We start from the raw sequence: 23,737 nt of genomic DNA, 5'->3' as shown, positions 1-23,737 counted from the left end.
ATATTCCGATGAAAAAAATCCTTATACTGAATGGCCCAAATTTGAATTTATTGGGTGTAAGAGAAAAATCAATTTATGGTAGCCAGGATTTCCTTAGCTATTTTGAGGAGCTTAAACAGCAGTTTGAAAGTTTGCAACTACACTATTTTCAAAGCAACTCAGAAGGAGGCCTAATCGATAAGATCCACGAGGTTGGTTTCGAGTTTGATGGAATTGTATTGAATGCCGGAGCGTATACACATACTTCCGTTGCGATTGGTGATGCGATTGCAGCTATTACAACACCTGTTATAGAGGTCCATATCAGTAATGTCCACCAAAGAGAAGAATTCCGCCATCACTCGTTTCTAGCGAAGAATTGTAAAGGCGTAATTTGTGGTTTTGGTTTGGACAGCTATCGATTAGGCATCGAAGCTCTTATCAAATAGAAAAGCGGGAATTTCCCGCTTTTCTATTTGATAATTAAGACGCTGCTCTAACCAATAAGACTTCTAATTTGGGCTTCGTCCGCTCTGATCTGCGCTTTCATTGCTTCTAAGGAGTCGAAACGTTCGTCATGACGGATAAAGTGAAGGAATTTTACGCGTAGTGTTTTACCGTAAATATCCTGATCGAAATCAAATAGGCTGATTTCGATAGCTCGGTTCATGCCATCCACGGTGGGTCTAGTTCCTATATAACCCATACCTTTGGCAATTGAAACAGGGCTTTCTTCCTTGTATTCACCAGTAGTAATGTTTTGGATGTGATTGTAGATATGTACCTCAACTGCATATATACCATAGGCTGGTATAAGTTTATGCGGTTCGTGAACCTGTAAGTTTGCCGTAGGAAATCCGATCGTACGTCCGATTTGGTCGCCTCTAATCACAGTGCCTGTCAATTCAAAAGGATAACCCAAATATAGATTTGCCGTTTTTATGTCACCCTTTATTAGTGCTTCGCGCACCCGTGTTGAAGATACGGCAATATCATTTATATCCTGCTCGGGGATTTCGTCGACACTGTAATCAAATATGGAAGCAAACTGTTCTAAATCACCCATACTACCCTTTCGATCCTTTCCGAAATGGTGATCGTAGCCTATCACAATTTTTTTGGTGCCGAGTTTTCCTACAAGAACATTACTAATATATTCTTCTGGAGTTTGATTGGAAAAATCACGGGAAAAGGGAATGATAATCAAATGGTCAATGCCAACTTTACTCAACTGACTGACCTTTTCTTCGATATCGTTGATTAAGCGTAAGCTATCATCATCTGGATTGATAATCAACCGAGGGTGTGGAAAAAAAGTAAGCAAAATTGTCTCCCCATTGATTTTATGAGCAGCTTCCTTTAAGTGGGCCAATATTTTTTGGTGGCCAATATGAACACCGTCAAAAGTGCCGATGGTTACAACTGCATTTTCAATAGGTGAGAAATCATCTAAACTTCTGTAGATTTTCATTTATAGGAGTTTTTGCAAAAATAAGATAAAGAATCAATAAAACGGTTTGGTAAAGTTATTTAATGATCTCTTTATGACGTTTTATTTCCGCGATAAGTTTTTCTAAATTCCAGGCATTTTCTACTGAATAATCCCCACTTTTGGTGCGCCTCAAAGAACTTAGATGTGATCCACTCTGTAAGGATTTTCCGAAGTCATAGGCCAGAGATCTAATGTATGTTCCCTTTGAACAGGATATGCGAAAATAAACGTTGGGGAGCTCGATCTTTTCAACAAGAAAGCTATTGATTCGAACTTGACGGGATTTTATTTCAACCTCTTCGCCACGGCGTGCCTTCTCATAGACACGTTCGCCATTGATTTTTATAGCCGAATGAGCAGGCGGAAATTGTTGAATTTCGCCTTCAAATGCTTTCGCAGCTTGCAGTATCATGTCATCTGTAATATGATCGATAGGAAATGTTTCGTTAATTTCTGTTTCCAGATCATAGGAAGGCGTTGTGGCACCCAAAGTAATGGTTCCAGTATATTCTTTGTCTTCGGCTTGGTAACTATCTATTTTCTTTGTGAATTTGCCTGTGCAGACGATAAGTAAACCGGTCGCAAGCGGATCTAAAGTTCCTGCGTGACCGACTTTTAATTTTAACGGCTTGATGGAGTTTCTGATTTTACCAACCACATCAAAACTAGTCCAAGTTAAAGGTTTATCAATCAACAACATTTCTCCTTCAGCAAAATGAAACTTCGCTGAGTTTTCACTAACCTCTATATTTTCCATCAAAAGATTTTAAATAATTTGTAAACTATGACCCGAAAGTAGGAGGGCAAGAATAATAACACCGACGATTATTCGATACCATCCAAATGCTTTAAAACCGTATTTAGTCAAGAAGCCGATAAAAGACTTAATCGCAACGATTGCGACAACGAAACCAATTAGATTACCTATAATAAGCAAATTAAGCTCTTCGCCATTAAACGTGTTCCCTTCTTTAAAGAACTTTAGCAGCTTTACAGCAGAAGCACCAAACATCATCGGCAAGGCAAGGAAGAAGGAAAATTCTGCAGCAGCTTTACGTGTCAGTTTTTGGGTCATACCACCGATAATTGTACTGGCAGATCTTGAAGTACCAGGGATTAACGCAAGGCATTGATATACACCAATCATAAAAGCTTGTTTGTACGAAACTTTGTCGGAATCTTCTACGGTTGGCTTGTTAAACCACCTATCGACAAAAAGTAACACTACGCCGCCCACGACCAACATGACCGCGACCATTAGAGGACTTTCCAATAGGGCGTCAATATAATCGTTGAAGAGCAAGCCCAACACTGATGCTGGAATAGCCGCAATGATCAATTTATAGTAAAATGAGAGCGATTTAAAAAAACGTTTGTAGTATAATACCAGAACGGACAATATCGTTCCCATCTGGATGACAATCGTAAATAACTTGACAAATGCCGAGGGTTGGATACCCATTAAGGCAGTGGCTATGATCATATGACCTGTCGAAGACACAGGCAAAAACTCCGTTAATCCTTCAATGATAGCAAGGATGATAGCTTCAATAATAGACATCTGTTAGAATTAAGATTATGCTTTAATTGGATTTGTTTTTGGGACGGTATAAAATTGCTGCAAAACCTATTGCAAAACCGAGAACAACAACAATCGGTGCCAAAGTAATCTTGGTAAAGCTATAGATATCGGTTTCACCGGACATCAATGTAAAGCCAATGATTACAACCAATACGCTAGCTATAAACAGTTGGTAATTTATTTTGGAGAATACAAACGAACCTTTATTGACTGATTCGGTAGATTTCTTTATTTGAGCCATTTTTTTATCTGTATAAATCGTTAGATTGTGCCTTTAAGTACTTTGTTACAGCGAAATAAGTGCTAAGTCCCGAAATGAGAATCCCAATGAGGATTACTCCTAAAAATATTACAGCAAATTCAAACCAATTGCGTAAAAATACCAGTTCGGGTATCTGCTGTTGCGCAAACTTCAAGGTTAAAATAAGCAGTAGAATCGCGATCAAGGAACCGAGTAAACCATGAATAATACCATAAGTTATAAATGGTTTACGGATAAAGTTTTTAGTAGCTCCGATGAGCTGCATACTTTTAATTAAGAAACGTTGCGAGTATATAGCAAGACGTATCGTGTTGTTAATTAAAGCTACGGCGATAATTAGCAGGATAACAGCAAATGCCAATACAATCATCCCTATGATCCGAACATTTTTGTTCACCATGTCAATCAGAGACTCCTGATAAACCACTTCTTTAATTTTATTATTTTTAGAGATCTTCTCAATAAAAGTTTTAATACTATCTGTATTGGCATAATTCTCTTTCATATAAACATCCAAAGAAGGTAAAAGAGGGTTATGCCCCAGATACTGTACAAAATCTTCGCCAAGGTCTTCCTTTAGATTTTTTGCCGCTAACTCTTTACTGATATATTCGGTACGGAGCACATAGTTATCTTTTTCGAGGTCTTTTTGCAATGAAAGAACATCACCTTCGCTCGTGCCATCGTTCACGATGACATTTAAGACAATATTTTCCTTAACGTATTTCGAAAGATTTTTAGCATGCACCAAGAGTAATCCCAACATACCTGTTACCAATAACACCAGAGCGATGCTGATAACCGTAGATACATATACAGATTTTGTTTTTCTTTTTTGTGTGCTTAATTCGTATTCTGACATAATAAGCGAAAATTTATTTGCGAAAGTAACTATTTGAGTGGAAGATTTCGAATTAATCTTGTAATTACTTTGATAAAAATCAATCCGAACCCCGTTTTCTATCTATGTTTAATTAACTTTTCAATACTATAATTTATTGTTCAAACTACAAAACTTTTATCACATTTCAGTATTAAATCGTAATTTCGCCAGTCATAAAAATTCCTTAAGAATAAAAATGGAGTATAATCACAAATCATTAGAGAAAAAGTGGCAAAAATTTTGGGCGGATCATCAAACGTACAAAACGTCTGATACGCAACAAAAGCCAAAATACTATGTATTGGATATGTTTCCTTATCCTTCCGGAGCGGGGTTGCACGTTGGTCATCCGCTGGGCTATATTGCTTCGGATATCTTTTCAAGATATAAACGTTTAAAAGGTTTTAATGTATTGCATCCAATGGGCTATGATTCTTTTGGTCTTCCTGCGGAGCAATATGCGATTCAAACTGGCCAGCATCCTGCCGTAACGACCGAAGTCAATATCAACCGTTATCGGGAACAGATGGATAACATTGGATTCTCTTATGATTGGAGCCGCGAAGTACGTACTTCAGATCCTTCCTATTACAAATGGACGCAGTGGATTTTTATGAGATTGTTTGATTCTTGGTATAATAAAGAATCAGATAAAGCCGAACCGATCGAAACGTTGATTGCAAGGTTTGCTAAAAATGGCTCTGCTGCTATTGCAGCAGTTGCTGATGAAGACGTTTTGGAATTTAGCGCTGAAGATTGGAAATCTTTTGATGAAGAAAGACAACAACGTGAATTGCTGAAGTACCGGATTGCTTATTTACGTGAAAGTACAGTAAATTGGTGTGCTGCGCTGGGCACAGTATTAGCGAATGACGAGGTAATCAATGGGGTTTCTGAGCGTGGAGGATTTCCCGTCGAGCAAAAGAAGATGATGCAATGGTCTATGCGTATTACGGCTTATGCCGATCGCCTACTAAGAGGATTGGATACGGTTGATTGGCCAGAACCTTTGGTAGAAATGCAACGTAACTGGATCGGAAAATCGGTGGGTGCTTCCGTGAAATTCCCCGTACCACAATTAGATACGGTCATCGAAGTTTTTACGACGCGTGTAGATACAATTTTTGGTGTTTCATTTGTCGTTTTAGCTCCAGAGCACGAATTGGTACCAGCATTGACTACCCCTCAGCAACAATCGGAAGTAAATACCTATATCCAGAAAACTTCCAAAAAATCTGAATTGGATCGTATGGCTGATACGAAAACAGTTTCAGGAGCTTTTACAGGTTCGTATGCCAAGCACCCACTTTCGGGACAAGATGTACAGATTTGGATCGCAGATTATGTATTAGCTGGTTATGGAACGGGTGCTGTTATGGCTGTACCTAGTGGCGATCAAAGGGATTATGTATTCGCTAAACACTTCGACCTTCCTATTATTCCTATTTCAGATACCCAAAATATTGAAGAAGAAGCTGATCCTAATAAGGATGGAAGATATATTAATTCCGATTTTATCAATGGTATGACTTACCAAGAAGCTGTACCTGCTTTAATTGCGAAGTTGGAGGCGACTAAATTGGGTAAGGCGAAAATAAACTTCCGTATGCGCGATGCCATTTTTGGACGTCAGCGCTATTGGGGCGAACCCGTGCCTGTATACTTTAAAAATGGATTACCTTATTTAATTAAAGAGGAAGAATTGCCCCTATTATTGCCCGAAGTTGATAAATATTTGCCAACGGAATCAGGTGAACCCCCTTTAGCAAGAGCAAAAGGTTGGAAATATGAAGATCAATATGAGTATGAATTGAGTACAATGCCCGGATGGGCAGGCTCTTCGTGGTATTGGTTTAGATATATGGATCCGAAAAACGACGGTGACTTTGTGTCAAAAGAAGCGGTAGACTATTGGAAAGCCGTAGATTTATATATCGGTGGTTCGGAGCATGCTACCGGGCACCTGCTGTATTCGCGTTTTTGGAATAAATTCTTAAAAGATTTGGGCTACCAGAACGAAGAAGAGCCATTCCGTAAATTGATTAATCAAGGAATGATTCAGGGGCGGTCCAATTTTGTATATCGTGTGCTAGATGAGGACGGGAGAGGTACAAATCAATTTGTGTCTTACGGGTTGAGAGATGAATATAAAACGATACCGTTACATGTTGACGTAAATATTGTCCAAAATGATGTGTTGGATTTGGAAAAATTCAAAAACTTCAGACCTGATTTTTCAAATGCTGAATTTGTATTGGAGAATGGTAAATATATCTGCGGTAGCGAAGTGGAAAAAATGTCGAAGTCCAAATTCAATGTAGTCAATCCAGATGATATTATCGAATCATATGGAGCGGACACACTGCGTCTGTACGAAATGTTTTTGGGGCCTTTGGAGCAAGCTAAGCCTTGGAATACTAACGGTATAGAGGGCGTTTATAAGTTTTTACGTAAAGTGTGGCGTCTGTTTCATGACGCCGAGGGCAATTTCAATGTTTCCGACGAAGAGCCTTCTAAAGCAGAATTTAAAGCCTTACATAAAATTATTAAAAAGGTAGAAGATGATATTGAGCGTTTTTCTTTCAATACTTCGGTTTCAGCTTTCATGATCTGCGTGAATGACTTAACAGATTTAAAATGCAATAAGCGACAGATACTGGAACAGTTAATTATCACGCTCCAACCGTATGCACCGCATATTACGGAAGAGCTGTGGACGCTATTAGGAAATGAAGCTGGCACACTTTCTTCCGCTTCTTACCCTATATTTAGACCAGAATATTTAGTCGAATCAGAATTTGCATATCCGGTATCCTTCAATGGAAAGATGAAATTCAATCTATCGTTAGCACTCGATTTAGATCAAAAGGCGATCGAAGATATCATCAGAGCACATGCCGATGTACAACGTCATTTAGATGGCAAAGCCATAAAAAAGATTATTTTTGTTAAAGGGAAAATAATCAATATTGTGGTCTAAACAGATTCACTTCCTAACAAAAAGCCGTTTTATCCTTTCGATAAAACGGCTTTTTTATGCTAATACATCTTGAAACGCTATTGTCTTTTCAAAGATAGCTTTCGCATATGGGCAATTGGGAACAATTTTCGCATCGTTCTTTCGTGCGTAGTCAACTGCCTCCAGCACTAATTTTTTGCCTACACTCATTCCTCTATACTCTTCGTACACTTCGGTGTGGTCGATCGAAAATTCATGATCATTTTGCCACGTGTATTCTAAAATTCCGGCTTCACTATTTTCAACCTCCGCAACGAAATTGCCTCTGTCGTCTGTCTCGATGTTTCTTATTTCCATAATTTTTTTTAAAAAATAACGTCTTAAAGGGCGTTTTGTTTTACGTAATTTTTAATTTTTTGCTCACTGTTATGTATTTCTGATTCGCACTACTTTCCCATGTTTACTTGATTAAAGCGAAGCACTTGGTATCGAGGATCAGCAAAGCGAATACGGATAGTCAATATATATTTTTTTAAAGAATTTTTCGTATATTTGCAATTATCTCCTTAGAACACATCGCATTTTTATCTTTTCAACGAAGCTCTAAAGGTCCGAAACCTCCTCGGGAACATTTACTTTAATCCATATTGAATGAGCAAAAGCCAAATCACATTTAACAAAAAAGAACGAGAAAAAAAGAAATTACTCAAGAAACAGCAAAAAAATGAGAAGAAGGAATTCAATAAAACAAACAATGACAAGGGAAAATCTTTGGAAGAATTGTTTGCTTATGTTGATGAACACGGGAATATCTCAGACAGGCCTGCAATAAAATTGAAAGAAGGTGAGAGTCCAAGTATGGTCTCCAATCATCATGATGAGTATTCCTTTGGAAAAGTTGTCCACTATAACAACGATTCCAACTATGGATTCATCAGAGACAACGAAACTCAGCAATCTGTTTATTTCAACGACCGCCTAGTCGGGCAGAAATTAAATTTGAATCAGAAAGTGAAGTTTAAATTTAAGAGTGCTAAGCAAGGCGCGCAAGTGACTGAAGTCTTGATCGAATACTAGCAACAAGAAAAAACACTGGAAATTTCAGGTGTTTATGATAGTAAGGCCCTTTGTTTGATGTCAAAGTTGTTGAAGTCAAACAAAGGTTTTTTTTTGCATGTTTAAATACTGTGCGTAGGAAACAGATCAATCCTCTTAATATGATTTATGGCACGGTTATATGACTTACTTTTTGCGCAGCTTTCATGTTACGGATTAGTTTTCCATTCAGATTTCCTAATCTGCATATTGAGGCTTTTCCAGGTTTCACCCTCAATTGATACTTCCGAACTAATATTTTCGTTGATCCGAAAACCTACTCCTTCGTAGCATCGAATCGCATTGGAATTCCATTCATAGACATTCAGATCAGCTGTGTCATAGTTACCCTCTATAAATAGTAGTCTAAGGAGTGCATTTACAGTGCTTTTGCCATAGCCTCTATTCCGTTCGGAGCTTTTTGCAATTAAAATACGGCAAAGTCTTGGGGTATTCCGCTCGAAGTTTAATTCACAATGACCAATAATTTCTTTAGTTGCTGTATCAGCTATTTTAAAGATTTGTCGCTTTGGATCTGTAATGTATTTTTCAAGTTGCTGGTCGGTAAGCGGAAAAGAAAAATAAGGCCCTGCAAACTGCAATAGTTCCCTTGCTGATCCAATCCACGATTTAAATAGTGGGAAATCTGACTTTTCGAAGTGAAGGAGTGTTACCATAATTGTTGTTTTTTGTAGCCATTCGGATAGCGCAGATCCAATTTAGACAATTTTGGCAACCGATTCCAAAAATAACCCCTAATTTTACGAAATTGATATATAATTTATTACCAGACATTATGCCGCAGCTTATTTTAAATACCATGATAGACGCTCCTTTATCTGTCGTTTTCGACTTGTCACGTAGTATTGATCTGCATAAGTATTCTGCAAAGAAAACTGGAGAGGAGGCAATCGGAGGGGTGACGACTGGCTTGATGGAGATGGGACAGCAGGTTCGGTGGCGTGCAAGACATCTCGGGGTCAGACAAACCTTAACTGTGCGGATAACTGCTATGGAAAGGCCTTGTTTTTTTGAAGATAAAATGATCCACGGGATCTTTTGTTTCATGGAGCATCAGCATTTCTTCGAAGAAGTTGAATATGGAAAAATAATTATGCGCGATATTTTTAATTTCGAGGCACCGTTTGGGGTTTTGGGAAGACTTGCAGAATGTCTTTTTTTAACACGTTATATGCGACGCTTTCTTGAGGAGCGCAATCAGGTAATCAAAGAAGTTGCTGAATCAGGTCGTTATATAGCCTATATTCCAGACTAGCTTTTTTACTAGTGGGCGAAAGATTGATCGCCTTCGGTTAGCGCATTTTGCTATTGGTCTAAAATTTTATCGAAGGTAGCGTTGACCTTTCCTGTTGTTTTCCCGAAACAATTCCTGAGCTTTCCTGTATTTAATCATTCCGTGCAACGACAACCAGATTTGGATTTTTCTCACGAAGTTGCTCTTGTAAGAAGTCAAATGCCCCTTTTTGATTCATTGTAACTTGGTGGATTTTGTTGAATTCATTGTAGAAATAGACGCGATAGCTATTAGGGCCCCGGTAATTGCGTATGATTTTCGTTTCAATGCGATGGATCTGATTAATTTCGATACGTTTATTTCCGATCAGCGGGAAGAACAGCAGCTCATTTTTAAAAAAAACATAAGGCGCTATCGCTGAAAAGATGCGGTTCATTCGTTTGGTGTATTGCTCGTAGATAGCAAGGTCATCGATGTTTAGGTGTTGTAATGCCCGAATAAATTTTTGGTTCTTCCTATAAACTACCCAGCTTAAAAGTCCAAATACAAAACCTAAATAAATGAAAAGAAACGATAGGGTAGGGAGTGATTTATAGAAAAATGTAAGCCGATCTTCACTGCCTAACCAACGCTGAAAAAAGGCGGACAGGAAAAAGCCGTAGCAAAGTGCGAACATGGTGAGGAAAATTCCGACGATTACATTGCGGGTCTTTCTGACCTTTTTAAGCTCTGTTATTAAGAAAAATTTCAATGCTGAAGATTCGTTGCTCATGAAGTTTTGAAAAATTTAAATATAGTAAAAGGGTTTGTGTTCTTCCGTGAAAGTTGAATTTTAGCAATTTAAAAACTGGTTTTATATGATGTGTAGCTTTATATTTTGTTATTTATTTAATTGTATTATATCCTTTTATGTTTAAATTAATTCTCCTTTCTGTTGTTTTCTTTTTGTTAGACTTATTATTTACTGATGTGAAGCATCTTATTTTTAAATTTTTCTCCTTGTGGCAGTAATCACGCGATTAAGTTATTTTTAGCGCGCGTGTGCTCTCTTTTTTATAAACGACATGTAGGTGTCTTACTATGTGAAGGAAAGTGTTTTAAATCGACTAAAAATACCTTTATAGGCTATATCTTAGAGCAGTATTGGTTTCGCTGCTTGTAGTTGAATCGACTATGCACTAAATATGCAAGATTTCTATTACTTAAATCTTGTTTCCTTTACGGCACCATTTAGAGGCTTTGTAGCTATTTTCTAACCCTTCTATACAAGAGTTACCTTAATTCCTATTTAATGAGTTAGATCGCGTCAAATACCTGCTAAATTGAAAGTTGATACATTACCATGATCCATTCGGCCTATGTCGATTTACTTCAATGCAGTATGGACAAGTCTAGAGAGGCATGGGGTAGGCGATCGCTCCAAACCGATGCTATTTAATACGGTGAAAAGGGCGGATAAAATTTTATCCACCCTTTTCACCGTATTAAATAAGCCATTAAAGTCATTTTTATTGCTAATTTTTTTGTTTATTTAAAGTCTTCAAAGTATTGTTTTTCAGATTTTAATAATTATTATATGTAGTATTTGTATGACCATGTGCTATATTGTGCAAAATCGCCCTTATAGTCAGTAAATAGTCTTCTTTTTTTACCATTTAATCCAAAGGAAAGATGAAAGAAGGGGTACTCATAGCATTATAAGCTCTTAGAAAATGTAATCATTTTCCTCGTTTATAGTACTTTTAACTATCATGTGTGTTATTCTCAATCGGTTATATTAGGACAGTAATTCATTGTCCTACCGATTTCGATATCATGACTGTTGCTTATGCTGTACGGAATTTATCGGTATATAAAACTATCGTATCGATTGAAGTTGGGTGCTGTAGATACGATTTTTCTTATCTATTTTTTTTATATATAGGCCTTATTTTCAGTGTTATTATGTGGTTTATGTATATGGATGGTTGGTGTTTAAAATAAGGATATTTGGACATGACAATTAATCTGCGAACATGTTTGCAATCTTAATCTTTAGCCTGATTATTAAGTTTTATTCGGATGGATATGCATTTTAGTCAATAGAATTTTTCCGTTAATAAGCTCATCATTGAATTGGCCAACGGTCGTTTTTTGAAGCATTTCCGAAAGGTTATTGCGTATGGTCTTGAACTCGTGGTGTAGGGGGCAAGGATACTGTTCGGAACAAAATTCAAGCCCCATGCCGCAGCCGACAAACAGGCTTTCACCGTCGATGGCTTTAACGACTTCAGACAGTGGCGTAGACATATCTCCCTGGTCGAGGTAGAATCCACCACCAGGCCCTTTCATGGAGCGAATAATACCCGCTCTGCTTAGATTCTGTAATATCTTACCTAGAAAAGCTTCGGGAGAATGAATGTTTTCAGCTATTTCTTTTATGCCCACACGCTTATTCTCTTGCGAGCTTTGAGCGATAAAGAAAACTGCCCGTATTCCATATTCACAAGTTTTAGAAAAAATGCCCATAATCTTCTTGCTTTTTTTGCAAATGTACAAAATCAAAAATAGCCATCCGCTAATGATTAAAAATTAGAGATGACTATTTAAGGGACGGTGTACAGCTGTTAATTTAGTTGCAAAGATGCCGGGCCAAATTCCTCGAAATGTATGTTGTTAATATCAACACCTTGAGTGGTTAAATATTGAACGTGTTTTTTAATAAAGCCAGCTGGGCCACAAAGGTAATAGTTTGCTTTCTGTGGAAGATGAGCGGCGTCTATCTTAGCCAGATCGACCCAGCGTTAGCCAACGCCGTCTGTTGTCTCGCATTTTTTTGATTTCCCATATTGAAAATATGTCTAAGTTCAGGATTATGCGTGAACATACGTTTGTAGAAATGACTGGTAAGTGCTACACCATGTTCTTTTAAAACAGGAACAGTGCTCTTTACTAATTCTTTTTGTTCTTCAGTAATCATGATAAAATATTTAAATAGCTTTTTATCTTTTATTTTTTATTAAAAAAATAAAAGCGAACCTCGTTTATGAGGGATTTTGAAAACCTTGATATGATTCATTTGTAAATGACTATCGGCACAAAAATATAAATTTAATAATAAAAGACAAAAATATCTTTTATTTCATTTTGAATGTTGAGCTAGCAACCAGTCGAAGAGTTTAGTTCGATTCGTATCGCTTTAGGCTATTCCCATGTTTTTAGGTTTTTCGGATAAAATGTCCATTCAGGAGTTTTTATCACGTCTTGATCTATATCATACCAGGGACTGAGTTTGCTATTGTTCCAATTGTTTAAAATTTGTATATCTTGAGCTGGCATGTAGCTTTGGGCGAGCAGCACAATTGTTTTCCCACTATTATCCTTGGCCAGATCAACAACGATAACTGCATGGCCAATGGGCGACCCTTTTTGAATGAAAGTGTCTCCAATTTTAACTTCTTGCGTAGTCTTTACATGATGAAGTTCGTCGTGTAGTGAAGCGGTATTAGCGTAGGCGAAGATGTACTCCAAGTACTTCCAATAGGTTGGGTAGGAGTAGTCTCCCTTTGCGTAGTTTGTATAGGCTCGGGGTTTGCCATCAGAGAGAAAGTTGAATTTTATATCCTTATAGCGCTTTTGTCCGTATAAATAATCCGCCCGGAGCCGCATGACTGCATCGGCACACTGATGTAAATCTCGTTTTCCTATGTCCAGTTTTACAACACTATTGTAGATATTTTGTCTAGGTTTAATCTTTCCATTGTAATAATGTACCTCCTGATCGATAGGGTAAAGTGGAAGATTTTCAAGGAAATTTCCAAATGCATCAGCTTTGTATTGCAACCTTTTGAATCCTTCTGGTAATAAAAAACGTGATCTGACCGTCATTCCATTGGGGTCAATAAATTGATTTCCGTTAGTCCGTATAGCTTCCTTGGATGCTGAATCGATAGCTTGTGTTTTCGACGCAGTGATATTGGGCTGTCCACAACCTAGGAAAATCTGACAAGAGAATAAGGGAATGAGTATAGATAGTGGTCTCATATTTCTACGTAGCGTATTGTAATCTAGCGAATATACTTAATTTTAAGCGGAAATCGAGCGAGGAGTAGAGCTTTAAAATTAAGAAATTTTTAAGCTATTGATTGGCCCTTTGGATCATTTTCTGATGTAGCTTAGCCGAAGTTAATAAGAATACGATTATGTCAGAAAAACAGATTTTTCAGACGTCAAGCAAAAAGCGCTGGTACGCTTTTTCATGGATGAGCAGGGCATTGGTAATTGGTTTGATCATTGGTGTTATCGGTGTCGTTTATACATTGGGTAAGATCCAGATTCCTCCGTTTCCAACAATTAATACCAACACGCCGTTGACTGAAAAGTCTACTGCCAGATTAAAGAAATCAAAGCAATTCAAGGAATTTACCATTCTAAAATCCGAATTGGAGAAGATCAAACACGATCGTGATCTCAAGCATCTAAAACATATTGGCTCAAAAAGTAGGATCAATATGGGATTTTACGTCAGTTCCTGGTCAAACGAAGTCCGTGAGCAGTCCCTATCTGATTTACGGCGCAACATCGGTCATTTGGATATGGTCGCCATGGAGTCATTTTTTACAGTACCCAATCAGGATACGGTGGTAGATAAAGCGGATACTGCCGCGCTTAAGGTTATTCATCAGTATAAGCGTAAAGCTATCGCACAGATTTCAAATTTCAGTGGTAACGATTTTGATGGGAAGACTGTAAAGGCTATTTTGCGTAATCCGGATAAACAACAACGTCTTATAGACGACATCCTTCTTAAAGTGAAGCGCAATGGTTTTGCAGGCATAAATATCGACTTTGAGAATTTACAGTTGGATGACCACCAGCCATTAAATGATTTTATGGCACACATTTATACCGTGTTTCATACCGAGGGGCTTCTTGTGTCGCAGGATATTTCGCCCGAAAATGATGATTACGACCCGATTGCCTTGCAGAAATATAATGATTACATTATCTTAATGGCCTATGATCAGCATTCTATTGAAAGTAATGCAGGCGCTATCTCCCATCAGGCATGGGTCGAAAAAAATCTCGATGAGCTCTGCAGTAAGGTCGACGCGGACAAGGTAATTTTGGCGTTGGCATGTTATGGCTATGATTGGCCTAAAGGTAGTGTTGGACAGACATTGACTTATGATAATGCAGTCATTTTGGCGCATAATTACAATGCCAAGATTGCTTTTGATCCCGAATCGGCAAATCTAAGTTTTCGTTATACCGACGGAGGAGGAATGTGCCACGATGTTTACTTCACAGACGCAGCAACTTATTTTAATCTTATCCGTAAAGCTGATGACTGGGGATTAGCCGGTATTGCTCTTTGGCGTTTGGGTAGTGAAGATGCCCGATTATGGTCTTTTATTTCAAGATCATTAAGTCAAGAAAGCTTAAAGAAAGATCCATTTGACTTTGGAAAGATACAACACATCCTTGTTGGAGGAATTCAATATATTGGCGATGGGGAGATTTTGGATTTGGTGAATAGTCCCGCCCCCGGGGAAGCAAATTTCACTTATGACCCGTCGACGCTGATGGTAAAAGACCAGAAGTATGTAAAGACGCCAAGCAACTATGTGATCAAACGCTTTGGAGAAAGAGACAATACGGTGGTTCTTACATTTGATGATGGTCCAGATCCAACATATACACCGCAAGTATTGGATATTTTAAAAAAGGAACATGTACCTGGTGCTTTTTTCCTTGTTGGCGTGATGGCTGAGAAAAATATGGATTTGGTTCGTAGGGAATATCAGGAAGGACATGAAATTGGGAATCATACCTTTTTTCATCCTGATATGTCCACCATCGGGCCTAATAGGGTCAAGTTTGAACTAAATGCAACCCGAAAAATCATTGAATGCATAACCGGTCACAGTACAATACTTTTTCGCGCACCTTTTAATGCAGATGCCGAACCACAGACCGTTGCCGAAATTCTACCGGTAGCTCAGAGCAGGAAGGAAAACTACATCAATATTGGAGAATATATCGATCCGAACGACTGGTTGCCCGGCCGTACCGCAGATGAGATCTATAATGAAGTGGTCAAACAGCGCGATAACGGAAACATTATCCTATTGCACGATGCCGGAGGCAATCGAGAAGCGACTATTGCAGCCTTGCCACGGATTATTCATTATTTCAAATCTCATGGTTATAAATTTGCAACGATTGGAGATTTAATGGGCAAAAAGCGTGATGAACTCATGCCTCCAGTAAAAAATGCGTCTGATTCAGGTTTCAGCGGATCTTCCAACCGTTTGTTTTTAGGAACCTTGTTTTATGGTAATATTCTCCTTAATCTGGTCTTTTCCATTGCCATTGTGTTGGCAATTTTTAGAACAGTAATGATTGCTTATTTGGCAATCCGACAAAAGCGAAGGAGTAAAAAGGAACGATCCCAATTGATAGTTGATCCTCAGGAGAAGGTGAGCGTTATTATTCCTGCCTATAATGAAGAAATAACCGTACTGGCTACTATACAAAGTCTTTTGAATTTGGATTATCCAGATTATGAATTGGTTTTTGTGGATGACGGGTCGAACGACAAAACGTTTGAGCTGGTTAGTAAGGTGTATGGCGACCACCCTAAAGTGCGGCTGTTTACAAAACAAAATGGGGGCAAAGCTTCTGCGCTTAACTATGGTATCCAACAATCCCAAGCGCAGTTTGTACTCTGCATCGATGCCGATACGCAACTAAAGACAGATGCATTAAAACAATTGATGAAGTATTTCAATAAGGACCAGGTTGCAGCTGTTGCCGGAAGTGTGAAGGTCGGTAATGTACATAATATTTTGACACATTGGCAATCGATCGAGTACATCACGTCACAGAATATGGATCGACGAGCCTTTGATCTGCTCAATATGATATCGGTAGTGCCCGGAGCAATTGGCGCCTTTCGTAAATCCGCTGTTTTGGAGGTGGGTGGATTTACAACCGACACCCTGGCGGAAGATTGTGATTTAACCATGCGTATATTAAAAGCCGGTTATATCGTTCGTAATGCATCAGAAGCAATCGCGTATACTGAAGCGCCAGATACGGTTGGCATGCTCTTTAAGCAAAGATTCCGCTGGAGTTTTGGTGTATTGCAAAGTTTTTGGAAGAATAAACAGACCTTATTAAATCCTAGATACGGCTATTTTGGTATGGTTGGAATGCCCAATATTCTGATCTTTCAGATCATACTTCCGCTATTTGCGCCTTTGGCCGACATATTTATGTTGTTCTCCTTGGTGAGCGGTCTTTTCTCCCTAAGCGAGGTAAATGGTATCAGCTGGACAGGAATTGCAGGACTGTTTTCATTGCATACGGGGTTTGGTCAGGTGATGTTCTATTACTTCCTTTTTGTTGTCGTCGATATTTTCTTTGCGGCTATTGCGTTTAAGTTGGAAGGAGAAAAGCTCATCAATTTAATTTATTTGTTTCCACAACGTTTTTTCTGGCGCCAACTGATGTACTTCGTTTTATTCAAGTCGGTCAGAAAAGCTATTAAAGGAGAATTAAATACATGGGGTACTTTGAAACGAACCGGAGGAGTGAAGCAGGTCACAGTAAGTGAATAGAAAGCACTCATTGACAGCGAAAGCATTGGATCGGCATGACATACTGCATGAGCATCACTATCCTTTGCCAAAAAGTATACTGATATTTTTAATTGATCTCAGGATTAGTTACTTTCAATAAAAATAAGAAGAACGATGAAGATACTATCCGCTCAGCAAATGAGGAGCATTGATGGCGAAACTTTAAAGGATCAAGGTGTCAACAGCCTGGATCTTATGGAGCGTGCCGCAACCGTTGTTTTTGAGGAAGTTAAAAGATTTCATCCCCGGATGGAGTGTGAAACTTTTTACATTTTTTGCGGCAAAGGGAACAATGGTGGTGATGGCCTGGTGCTTGCTCGCTTATTGAATCAAGAGCAGGCATCGGTAAAGGTCTATCTCATCGATGTGGAGGAGTATTCCGCTGACAATCTTGCTAATCAAAAGCGTTTGTCCAACCAGTTAATCCAAAAGATCAATCCCGAAGAGCAGGTGGATATACCTTCTAATGCAATCGTACTGGATTGCCTGTTTGGTTACGGGTTAAATACAGTACTCACAGCAGAATGGAGCGGTATTATTTCTAGTATAAATGGATGCGGTGCAAAAATCTACTCAGTGGATATGCCTTCCGGGCTTCTCGCGGATAAAAATACACCGCTTGATGCTCTAGTTGTTAGGGCAGACTTTGTGTTTACTTTTCAGGCGCCCAAGCTCGCTCTGCTACTGCCAGAAAACCAATGGTATGTCAAAGATTTTAAGGTGTTGGATATCAATCTCAGTCGGCGGGCCATTGACGAAACAGAAACTAATCTCTTTTATGTTGACCAGCTCCTTGTCGCCTCTTTTTATAGAAAGCGACGGAAATTTGATCATAAAGGGACATTTGGTCATACGTTGATCATTGGCGGGAGTAAGGGTAAAATGGGAGCTGTGCAGCTTGCACTACAAGCAGCCCTTCGCGCTGGATGCGGTTTAGCGACAGCATATGTGCCCGCCTCTGGCAATACCATCTTACAGACTGCTGTACCCGAAGCAATGGTATTGACAGACCCTGAACAGGATTTTATTAGCCAAATCCCCAGCATCACGAGTTATCAGTCCATTGGCATCGGTATCGGTATGGGTACAACGCAATATACTAGTGATGCCTTAAAGGTATTTATTTCTAACGAAAGTAATACCCCGTTGGTATTAGATGCCGATGCATTGAATATTCTTGCTTGCGAACCTGATCTTTGGGCATTTGTACCGGCAGACAGTATATTGACTCCACATCCAAAAGAGCTTAGTCGAATATTGGGTCCTTGGAAGGATGATTTCGAAAAGATGGAAAAAGTAAAAGAATTCGCCTTCAAACACCAGTTTTATATGCTGGTTAAGGGGGCCAATAGCATGATGGTTATGCCCGATGGGACACTCTATTTCAACAGTACAGGGAATGTTGGAATGGCGACGGGTGGGAGTGGCGATATACTGACAGGTATTATCACAGCGCTTCTGGGACAGGGGTATTCTTCCAAACAAGCTCTTATTATGGCAGTATATATCCATGGACGTGCAGCAGATATTGCGGTAGAAAAGATTGGAGTCTATTCCTTGTTGCCTTCCGATACAATCAACTATCTTTCCAGTGCACTGATTGCATTAGAACAGGAGTATGATGGATTGGTACATTGAACAAGTTTTTGCTGCCCGAACTTGGAAACTGCGAAAAGAAGTCTTTTCTCCGGGTGGGAAGCTTGGAGAAGTGATGCTAGATGGTGATTTTGAGGGCACGCATTTTGCAGCCTACGATGGAAATGATGTCGTTGGTGTTCTCAGCCTGATCTCTTTCGGCGATAACTACATGATCCATTTTCTTGCCGTTGCCCCACATCTTAGAATGAAGGGGATAGGCACGGCATTATTGGGCTATGCTAGACGATTTATAAGAACATTTAATGGTAAAGTTATCCTAGCCGAAGCCCTCCTTGATCAACAGCACTTTTGGAAAAAGAACGGTTTTGTTGTGGGAAAGCAAAATGATACCACCGTTACCTATTCATTAGCGCTAAATTAATTTTATTCGCCAAGATGGGTAAATACAATAATAGGGTGGTCCCGATCCATCCAGCATGTGTGACTTTACTAACTTTCGTCGTAGTTGATTCGATCAGATTCAGTTATCGGACGAAGGATCCGGCAAGGGTTACCAGCCGCTATGACGTCTGATGGAATATCTTTAGTAACGACTGATCCAGAGCCAATCACCGAATTTCTTCCGATCCGTACGCCGGGATTGACAACAACATGCCCACCTATCCATACATTATCTTCGATAACGATTGGCAGCGCAAATTCCCAGCCTTGATTTCTTGCTTCAAAATGAATGGGGTGACCAGCAGTGAATAGGCTTACATTAGGTCCAAATAGTACGTTATCGCCGATAATAACTGGAGCACAGTCTAAAATAGTGCAATTATAATTGCTGTAAAAGTTTTCACCAATAGTAATATTATAGCCGTAGTCACAACGAAAGGGTGGCTCGAGAAAAAAACGGTGTCCTGTTGCGTTAAATAGTTTCTGAATAATCTGTTTTCTAAATTTAATTTGTTTAGGTTCCGAATCGTTAAATCGCTTAAGCTCTTCTTTGGCGTATTGCCTATCTTTAAATAACTGCCCATCCGAATCAAGGTAGGGAAGGCCGGCAATCATTTTCTCTTTTGGTGATTTCATTCAGTACTTTCTTTTAGGTGGCAAACATAGATAAATTGATGATTAAATACAATACTAATCTGACAACCGTTCATTGATGGGATTCACTCCCCATGCACGTTTTCATTGAATTCCTAACGATGTGACAAAACAATTTTCATCTGAAAAGCATTTAGATAGTGTAGCACACGTATGCTACGGCCTAGTTCTGGGCTTTATCCAATAATTATTATTTCAATGAAAATCGCTTATATAAGTACCTATTTACCCAAAGAATGTGGTATTGCCACCTTTACGTCAGATTTGTTGCAGGCTGTTGCGCTGCATAATCAGGAATTGACACAACATGTTTTTGCTGTTGCGGACCGGGATTATGTTTATCCCAGTGAAGTTGTTTTTAAAATAGACCAACATGCTCAGTTGTCGTATATTGAAGCGGCCAACTATATTAATGAAAACGGTTACGATTGTGTGCTATTGGAGCACGAGTACGGCATCTTCGGTGGTAATAGCGGGATGTATATCCTATCCTTGATTAATGCGCTGCATATACCATTATTGGTAAATTTTCACACCATTCTTGAAAAGCCGAATGTCGATGAAAAAGCTATTCTCATTGAAATCGTTAAGCGGGCTTCTATTGTTACTGTCATGAGCAATTATGCGATAACATTACTCAAAAATATTTATAGGATCAATACGACAAAAGTTGTATTAATACACCATGGAGTGCCGGAATTTACCTTGGATCATGAACTTGCAAAGTTTAAAAAAGGCCTTTCGGGGAAGAAGGTTCTGTTGACCTTTGGTTTTTTGGGACGAAATAAGGGCATTGAAATGGTGATTGAATCCCTACCCGAAGTTGTCAAAGATGAACCTGACCTCGTATACCTCATCGTTGGTAAAACACACCCGAATGTATTGGCGCATTCGGGGGAGGAATATCGGGAGTATCTCGGCAGTCTAGTGGAAGCCTACCATTTGGAGGAACATGTTCGATTTATCAATTCCTTCGTCAGTCAGACCGATCTTGTCGAGTATCTATGCGCTTGCGACGTCTATGTCACTCCTTATATTAACGAGGCGCAGATTACCAGTGGGACGTTATCGTATGCCATCGGAGCGGGAGCAGCGGTAGTGTCCACTCCTTATTGGCATGCAAAGGAATTGCTCGCCGATGGAAGGGGGGTACTGGTTGAATTTAAAAATTCCGCCAGAATGGCTGAAGTACTTAAAAATCTGTTCTCAAATTTAGATTATCGCACCACATTACGAGACAACGCGGGTGCGTTTGGAAAAGAGTTAACCTGGAAAAATATAGGCCTTCGGTACACGCGGGTTTTGGAAAAAATCATTCCAACCTCCGACGGCCTCAAAGAAAATGTAGCCTTTACAAAAGATGAAATGCCCAAATTCAGCTGGAAGCATATTGATCGACTTACTAATCAAGTCGGTATCTTACAGCATGCAACGTATTCCCTGCCAAACTACAAAGAAGGCTACTGCATCGACGATAATGCCAGAGCACTTCTACTCACCTTATTGGCTCAAGATGATTTTGCAGATAAGAAGTTAGATCGTCGTATCTCCACTTACCTCAGTTATATCTATTATCATCAGCGCGAAGATGGACTATTTCATAATTTTATGGATTTCCAGCATAATTTTCTCGATGACGTCGGTTCGGAAGATTCCTTTGGGCGGACAATATGGGCCTTGGGCATACTTCTTCGTAAAACTGAATTGACAAGCTACTACCAATTGGGACGCGAATTATTTTTTAGAGCTGTGCCAAATTTCAGTCGGTTGCGCTCTATCCGTGCGATAGCATATACTGTATTGGGAATTGCAGAATATTTAAAGGACCAATCCAACGATGAAGTAATGATAGAGTTGATGCGGACGCTTATTGGTAAGTTGGTGTGGGAATATGACGCCAGTTCTGATGAACATTGGCAATGGTTTGAGCCTGTATTGACTTATGACAATGCGATATTGCCCTATGCGTTATTGGCTGCTAGTTCATTTTTAAACGATGATAAAATAAAACAGTTGGGACTATCTACACTCAAATTTCTCGAAAGCATAACCATACAAAACGGCGCCCTTTCATTGGTTGGAAATCAGGAATGGGCCAAGCAAGGCAAGCATATCAGTAAATTTGGCCAGCAGCCTCTTGATGTAACGGCTATGGTATTTATGTATCGCGAAGCATTTAAACTGACGAATAAGAAAATCTATTTCAACCGAATGATTGCCTCGTTTCGCTGGTTTTTGGGAGAGAATGATCTTCGTCTTGGACTTTATGATGAGGAAACCAAGGGTTGCTGCGATGGTTTGGAATCCTATGGCATCAATAGAAACCAAGGTGCTGAAAGCACCCTTTGTTTCTATTTAGCTTATGTTGAGGTATATCGTGCTTTTAAATATAGCGATCAGGGTTTAAGATAGCGAGTAGTAAATCTTCGAGTTTGATTGTTGCGTAAGTGGACTCATAATCAGACATCGCATAGGGTAAAATGAGGTGATCATTGTGCACAATCGCTCCGCAAGAATAAATGACGTTAGGTACATATCCTTCCCTTTCTTCATCATTGGGGGTCATCAAGGGGCTATGTAGGCGACCAATCTCAACATGGGGGTTATCCAGGTCCAAAAGGGAGGCCCCCAAAACATACTCACGCATTGGCCCTACGGCATGGGTAAGGATCAGCCAACCATACTGCGTTTCTATTGGTGACCCACAATTACCAATCTGCACAAATTCGTATGGATACTCGGGCTCTTGAATTCGGATAGCCGTTTCCTGCCATATATTAATATTGTTAGAGTAAGCAATATAATTGTTCTCGCCGTCAATGCGGCAGAGCATGGCATAGCGTCCGTTTATTTTTCTTGGAAATAATGCTGCACCCTTATTGGCGATTTCACCATAAATAGGCTTCACTTTAAAATGGTAAAAATCTTTTGTGGTCAATAGTTTAGGGAGAATGCTAAATCCATCATAGGCGGTGTAGGTTGCATAATAGACGCTCTCACCTTTCTCATCTTTGAACTGGACAAACCGGGCATCTTCAATGCCTCTCTTTTCGGTGTCAGCGAGTGGAAAGATTACGCGTTCTGAAATGGAGGTGTCCCATGAGAACGTCATTTCATAATGCGAGGAAGCGAGCCAGAGCGCCTGCTGTAAAAATGTTACATTTTCAAGGTTTTCCTCGCTATCCTGGCGCACTTCATCAATATACCGCTTCAGTTCCTCGTAAGTAAAGGTATCTGTTAGTTTTGCCTCCAGTTTAGACTTCACTTCAGTGGGCTCGGCATGTAGCTCATTCATCTTCTTTAAGAAAGATTCCTTATGATAACGATGATTTTTGACTTGAATAGGTTTATCCAATAAACTACCGACATAGTCAATATGAATATTATTGTTAACATCCAATGTGCCCGAGCGAAAAACGATAGAAGAAACATGGCCTTCACCAGTGGCCCTGAAACTTAAAATAATACGTTTTTCCCCTTTAAATAATTCTGTCTGGTCCGGATGTTCTATGATGGACGGATTAAATAAGGCCGCCGACTCTATCGAATACTCCATGGTAAAGTAAGAGCCAATCAGTAACTTGTCAATATGACTTAGTTTCTCTTTTGAAAAAGGAATCTTTGCCAATAAGTGGCTTACCCGATCAAAATTTCGTTCAAAGATATGAACAATGCTCCGATGTCTCTTGGTATAGCTTCGCAGGACCTGCCCAAAGACTTCTTTCCGCTGCGATTCGTTAAGGGATAAGATGCGTTTGATGACTTTGATTGTGCGATCATCTCCTAGAAAAAAGAAACGTGCTAGTACTCTTTTTTTATCTGGCTTAAAGTAAATATCTTTTCGTTCAACTTGTACTGGTTTATGCATAATATTATGTTCATGTTTACATCCTTATTAGAACGAATCGCGC

At 39.3% G+C, this 23,737-nt stretch carries 21 protein-coding genes; 8 read left to right on the top strand and 13 right to left on the bottom strand.

The window, feature by feature from the left end; all coding sequences use genetic code 11:
• Nucleotides 1-8: 8 nt before the first annotated feature.
• Nucleotides 9-428, top strand: a complete 420-nt coding sequence (aroQ, locus tag B3E00_RS10185) for a type II 3-dehydroquinate dehydratase (RefSeq protein WP_209574570.1) — start codon at nucleotides 9-11, stop codon at nucleotides 426-428.
• 47 nt (nucleotides 429-475) lie between these two features.
• On the opposite strand, the gene B3E00_RS10180 is transcribed toward aroQ, so the two are convergent.
• The 5 genes from B3E00_RS10180 to B3E00_RS10160 are packed head-to-tail and all read right to left on the bottom strand — an operon-like array spanning nucleotide 476 to nucleotide 4,177.
• The gene (locus tag B3E00_RS10180; protein WP_293938352.1) at nucleotides 476-1,450 is read right to left on the bottom strand and encodes a bifunctional riboflavin kinase/FAD synthetase; all 975 of its coding nucleotides are present in this window, start codon (nucleotides 1,448-1,450) and stop codon (nucleotides 476-478) included.
• Nucleotides 1,451-1,505: 55 nt separating this feature from the next.
• Nucleotides 1,506-2,228, bottom strand: a complete 723-nt coding sequence (gene truB, locus B3E00_RS10175) for a tRNA pseudouridine(55) synthase TruB (protein WP_209574566.1) — start codon at nucleotides 2,226-2,228, stop codon at nucleotides 1,506-1,508.
• Nucleotides 2,229-2,237: 9 nt separating this feature from the next.
• Complete coding sequence (locus B3E00_RS10170; protein ID WP_209574564.1) at nucleotides 2,238-3,032, bottom strand: undecaprenyl-diphosphate phosphatase; 795 nt, start codon at nucleotides 3,030-3,032, stop codon at nucleotides 2,238-2,240.
• Between the two features lie 22 nt (nucleotides 3,033-3,054).
• Nucleotides 3,055-3,294 carry a DUF3098 domain-containing protein gene (locus B3E00_RS10165; RefSeq protein ID WP_209574562.1) on the bottom strand — a complete coding sequence of 80 codons (240 nt, stop codon included), beginning with the start codon at nucleotides 3,292-3,294 and terminating at the stop codon, nucleotides 3,055-3,057.
• 4 nt (nucleotides 3,295-3,298) lie between these two features.
• The gene (locus B3E00_RS10160; RefSeq protein WP_209574560.1) at nucleotides 3,299-4,177 is read right to left on the bottom strand and encodes a cell division protein FtsX; all 879 of its coding nucleotides are present in this window, start codon (nucleotides 4,175-4,177) and stop codon (nucleotides 3,299-3,301) included.
• 217 nt (nucleotides 4,178-4,394) lie between these two features.
• On the opposite strand from B3E00_RS10160, the gene leuS reads away from it, so the two are divergent.
• Nucleotides 4,395-7,178 carry a leucine--tRNA ligase gene (gene leuS / locus B3E00_RS10155; protein WP_293938351.1) on the top strand — a complete coding sequence of 928 codons (2,784 nt, stop codon included), beginning with the start codon at nucleotides 4,395-4,397 and terminating at the stop codon, nucleotides 7,176-7,178.
• A gap of 54 nt (nucleotides 7,179-7,232) precedes the next feature.
• On the opposite strand, the gene B3E00_RS10150 is transcribed toward leuS, so the two are convergent.
• A complete protein-coding gene (locus tag B3E00_RS10150) occupies nucleotides 7,233-7,514 on the bottom strand; it encodes a GNAT family N-acetyltransferase (RefSeq protein WP_209574557.1) in 282 nt (93 codons plus the stop codon).
• Between the two features lie 294 nt (nucleotides 7,515-7,808).
• On the opposite strand from B3E00_RS10150, the gene B3E00_RS10145 reads away from it, so the two are divergent.
• A complete protein-coding gene (locus tag B3E00_RS10145; protein WP_209574556.1) occupies nucleotides 7,809-8,234 on the top strand; it encodes a cold-shock protein in 426 nt (141 codons plus the stop codon).
• Nucleotides 8,235-8,422: 188 nt separating this feature from the next.
• On the opposite strand, the gene B3E00_RS10140 is transcribed toward B3E00_RS10145, so the two are convergent.
• The gene (locus B3E00_RS10140; RefSeq protein ID WP_293938350.1) at nucleotides 8,423-8,929 is read right to left on the bottom strand and encodes a GNAT family N-acetyltransferase; all 507 of its coding nucleotides are present in this window, start codon (nucleotides 8,927-8,929) and stop codon (nucleotides 8,423-8,425) included.
• 119 nt (nucleotides 8,930-9,048) lie between these two features.
• On the opposite strand from B3E00_RS10140, the gene B3E00_RS10135 reads away from it, so the two are divergent.
• Nucleotides 9,049-9,528 carry an SRPBCC family protein gene (locus tag B3E00_RS10135; RefSeq protein ID WP_293938349.1) on the top strand — a complete coding sequence of 160 codons (480 nt, stop codon included), beginning with the start codon at nucleotides 9,049-9,051 and terminating at the stop codon, nucleotides 9,526-9,528.
• A gap of 130 nt (nucleotides 9,529-9,658) precedes the next feature.
• Here B3E00_RS10135 and B3E00_RS10130 read toward each other — a convergent pair whose 3' ends face one another.
• The 4 genes from B3E00_RS10130 to B3E00_RS10115 form a co-directional block, all read right to left on the bottom strand.
• Nucleotides 9,659-10,279: a hypothetical protein gene (locus B3E00_RS10130; RefSeq protein ID WP_293879393.1), complete on the bottom strand. Its 621-nt coding sequence runs from the start codon at nucleotides 10,277-10,279 to the stop codon at nucleotides 9,659-9,661.
• A gap of 1,274 nt (nucleotides 10,280-11,553) precedes the next feature.
• Nucleotides 11,554-12,015 (bottom strand): RrF2 family transcriptional regulator, encoded by a 462-nt coding sequence (locus B3E00_RS10125; protein WP_293888985.1) that lies wholly within the window; start codon nucleotides 12,013-12,015, stop codon nucleotides 11,554-11,556.
• Nucleotides 12,016-12,265: 250 nt separating this feature from the next.
• Nucleotides 12,266-12,466: a globin domain-containing protein gene (locus B3E00_RS10120; RefSeq protein WP_293879391.1), complete on the bottom strand. Its 201-nt coding sequence runs from the start codon at nucleotides 12,464-12,466 to the stop codon at nucleotides 12,266-12,268.
• A gap of 224 nt (nucleotides 12,467-12,690) precedes the next feature.
• Nucleotides 12,691-13,530, bottom strand: coding sequence for a DUF4846 domain-containing protein (locus B3E00_RS10115; RefSeq protein WP_293938348.1), 840 nt, complete (start codon nucleotides 13,528-13,530; stop codon nucleotides 12,691-12,693).
• Nucleotides 13,531-13,688: 158 nt separating this feature from the next.
• Here B3E00_RS10115 and B3E00_RS10110 point away from each other — a divergent pair, with 158 nt between their 5' ends.
• The 3 genes from B3E00_RS10110 to B3E00_RS10100 all read left to right on the top strand — a co-directional run bounded on the left by B3E00_RS10110 (nucleotide 13,689) and on the right by B3E00_RS10100 (nucleotide 19,152).
• Nucleotides 13,689-17,111 (top strand): glycosyltransferase, encoded by a 3,423-nt coding sequence (locus B3E00_RS10110; protein ID WP_293938347.1) that lies wholly within the window; start codon nucleotides 13,689-13,691, stop codon nucleotides 17,109-17,111.
• A gap of 135 nt (nucleotides 17,112-17,246) precedes the next feature.
• On the top strand, nucleotides 17,247-18,770 hold the full coding sequence (locus B3E00_RS10105) for an NAD(P)H-hydrate dehydratase (RefSeq protein ID WP_293938346.1): 1,524 nt from the start codon (nucleotides 17,247-17,249) through the stop codon (nucleotides 18,768-18,770).
• Nucleotides 18,751-19,152, top strand: coding sequence for a GNAT family N-acetyltransferase (locus B3E00_RS10100; RefSeq protein ID WP_293938345.1), 402 nt, complete (start codon nucleotides 18,751-18,753; stop codon nucleotides 19,150-19,152). Before B3E00_RS10105 ends, B3E00_RS10100 begins: the two co-directional genes overlap by 20 nt.
• Before the next feature lie 68 nt (nucleotides 19,153-19,220).
• Here the strand turns inward: B3E00_RS10100 and B3E00_RS10095 are convergent, their stop codons facing one another.
• Entirely contained in the window at nucleotides 19,221-19,808 is a 588-nt protein-coding gene (locus tag B3E00_RS10095; RefSeq protein ID WP_293879381.1) for a sugar O-acetyltransferase, read from the bottom strand.
• Nucleotides 19,809-20,024: 216 nt separating this feature from the next.
• Between B3E00_RS10095 and B3E00_RS10090 the strand changes: the two genes are divergently transcribed.
• Entirely contained in the window at nucleotides 20,025-22,238 is a 2,214-nt protein-coding gene (locus tag B3E00_RS10090) for a glycosyltransferase family 4 protein (protein WP_293938344.1), read from the top strand.
• On the opposite strand, the gene B3E00_RS10085 is transcribed toward B3E00_RS10090, so the two are convergent.
• Nucleotides 22,210-23,694: a glycoside hydrolase family 130 protein gene (locus B3E00_RS10085; RefSeq protein WP_293879377.1), complete on the bottom strand. Its 1,485-nt coding sequence runs from the start codon at nucleotides 23,692-23,694 to the stop codon at nucleotides 22,210-22,212. The two genes, B3E00_RS10090 and B3E00_RS10085, sit on opposite strands and share 29 nt — an antisense overlap.
• Between the last annotated feature and the right edge of the window lie 43 nt (nucleotides 23,695-23,737).

The organism is Sphingobacterium sp. UBA5996 (genome assembly GCF_002429765.1).
GTDB lineage: Bacteria > Bacteroidota > Bacteroidia > Sphingobacteriales > Sphingobacteriaceae > Sphingobacterium.
This window is presented reverse-complemented; position numbering and strand designations above follow the sequence as displayed.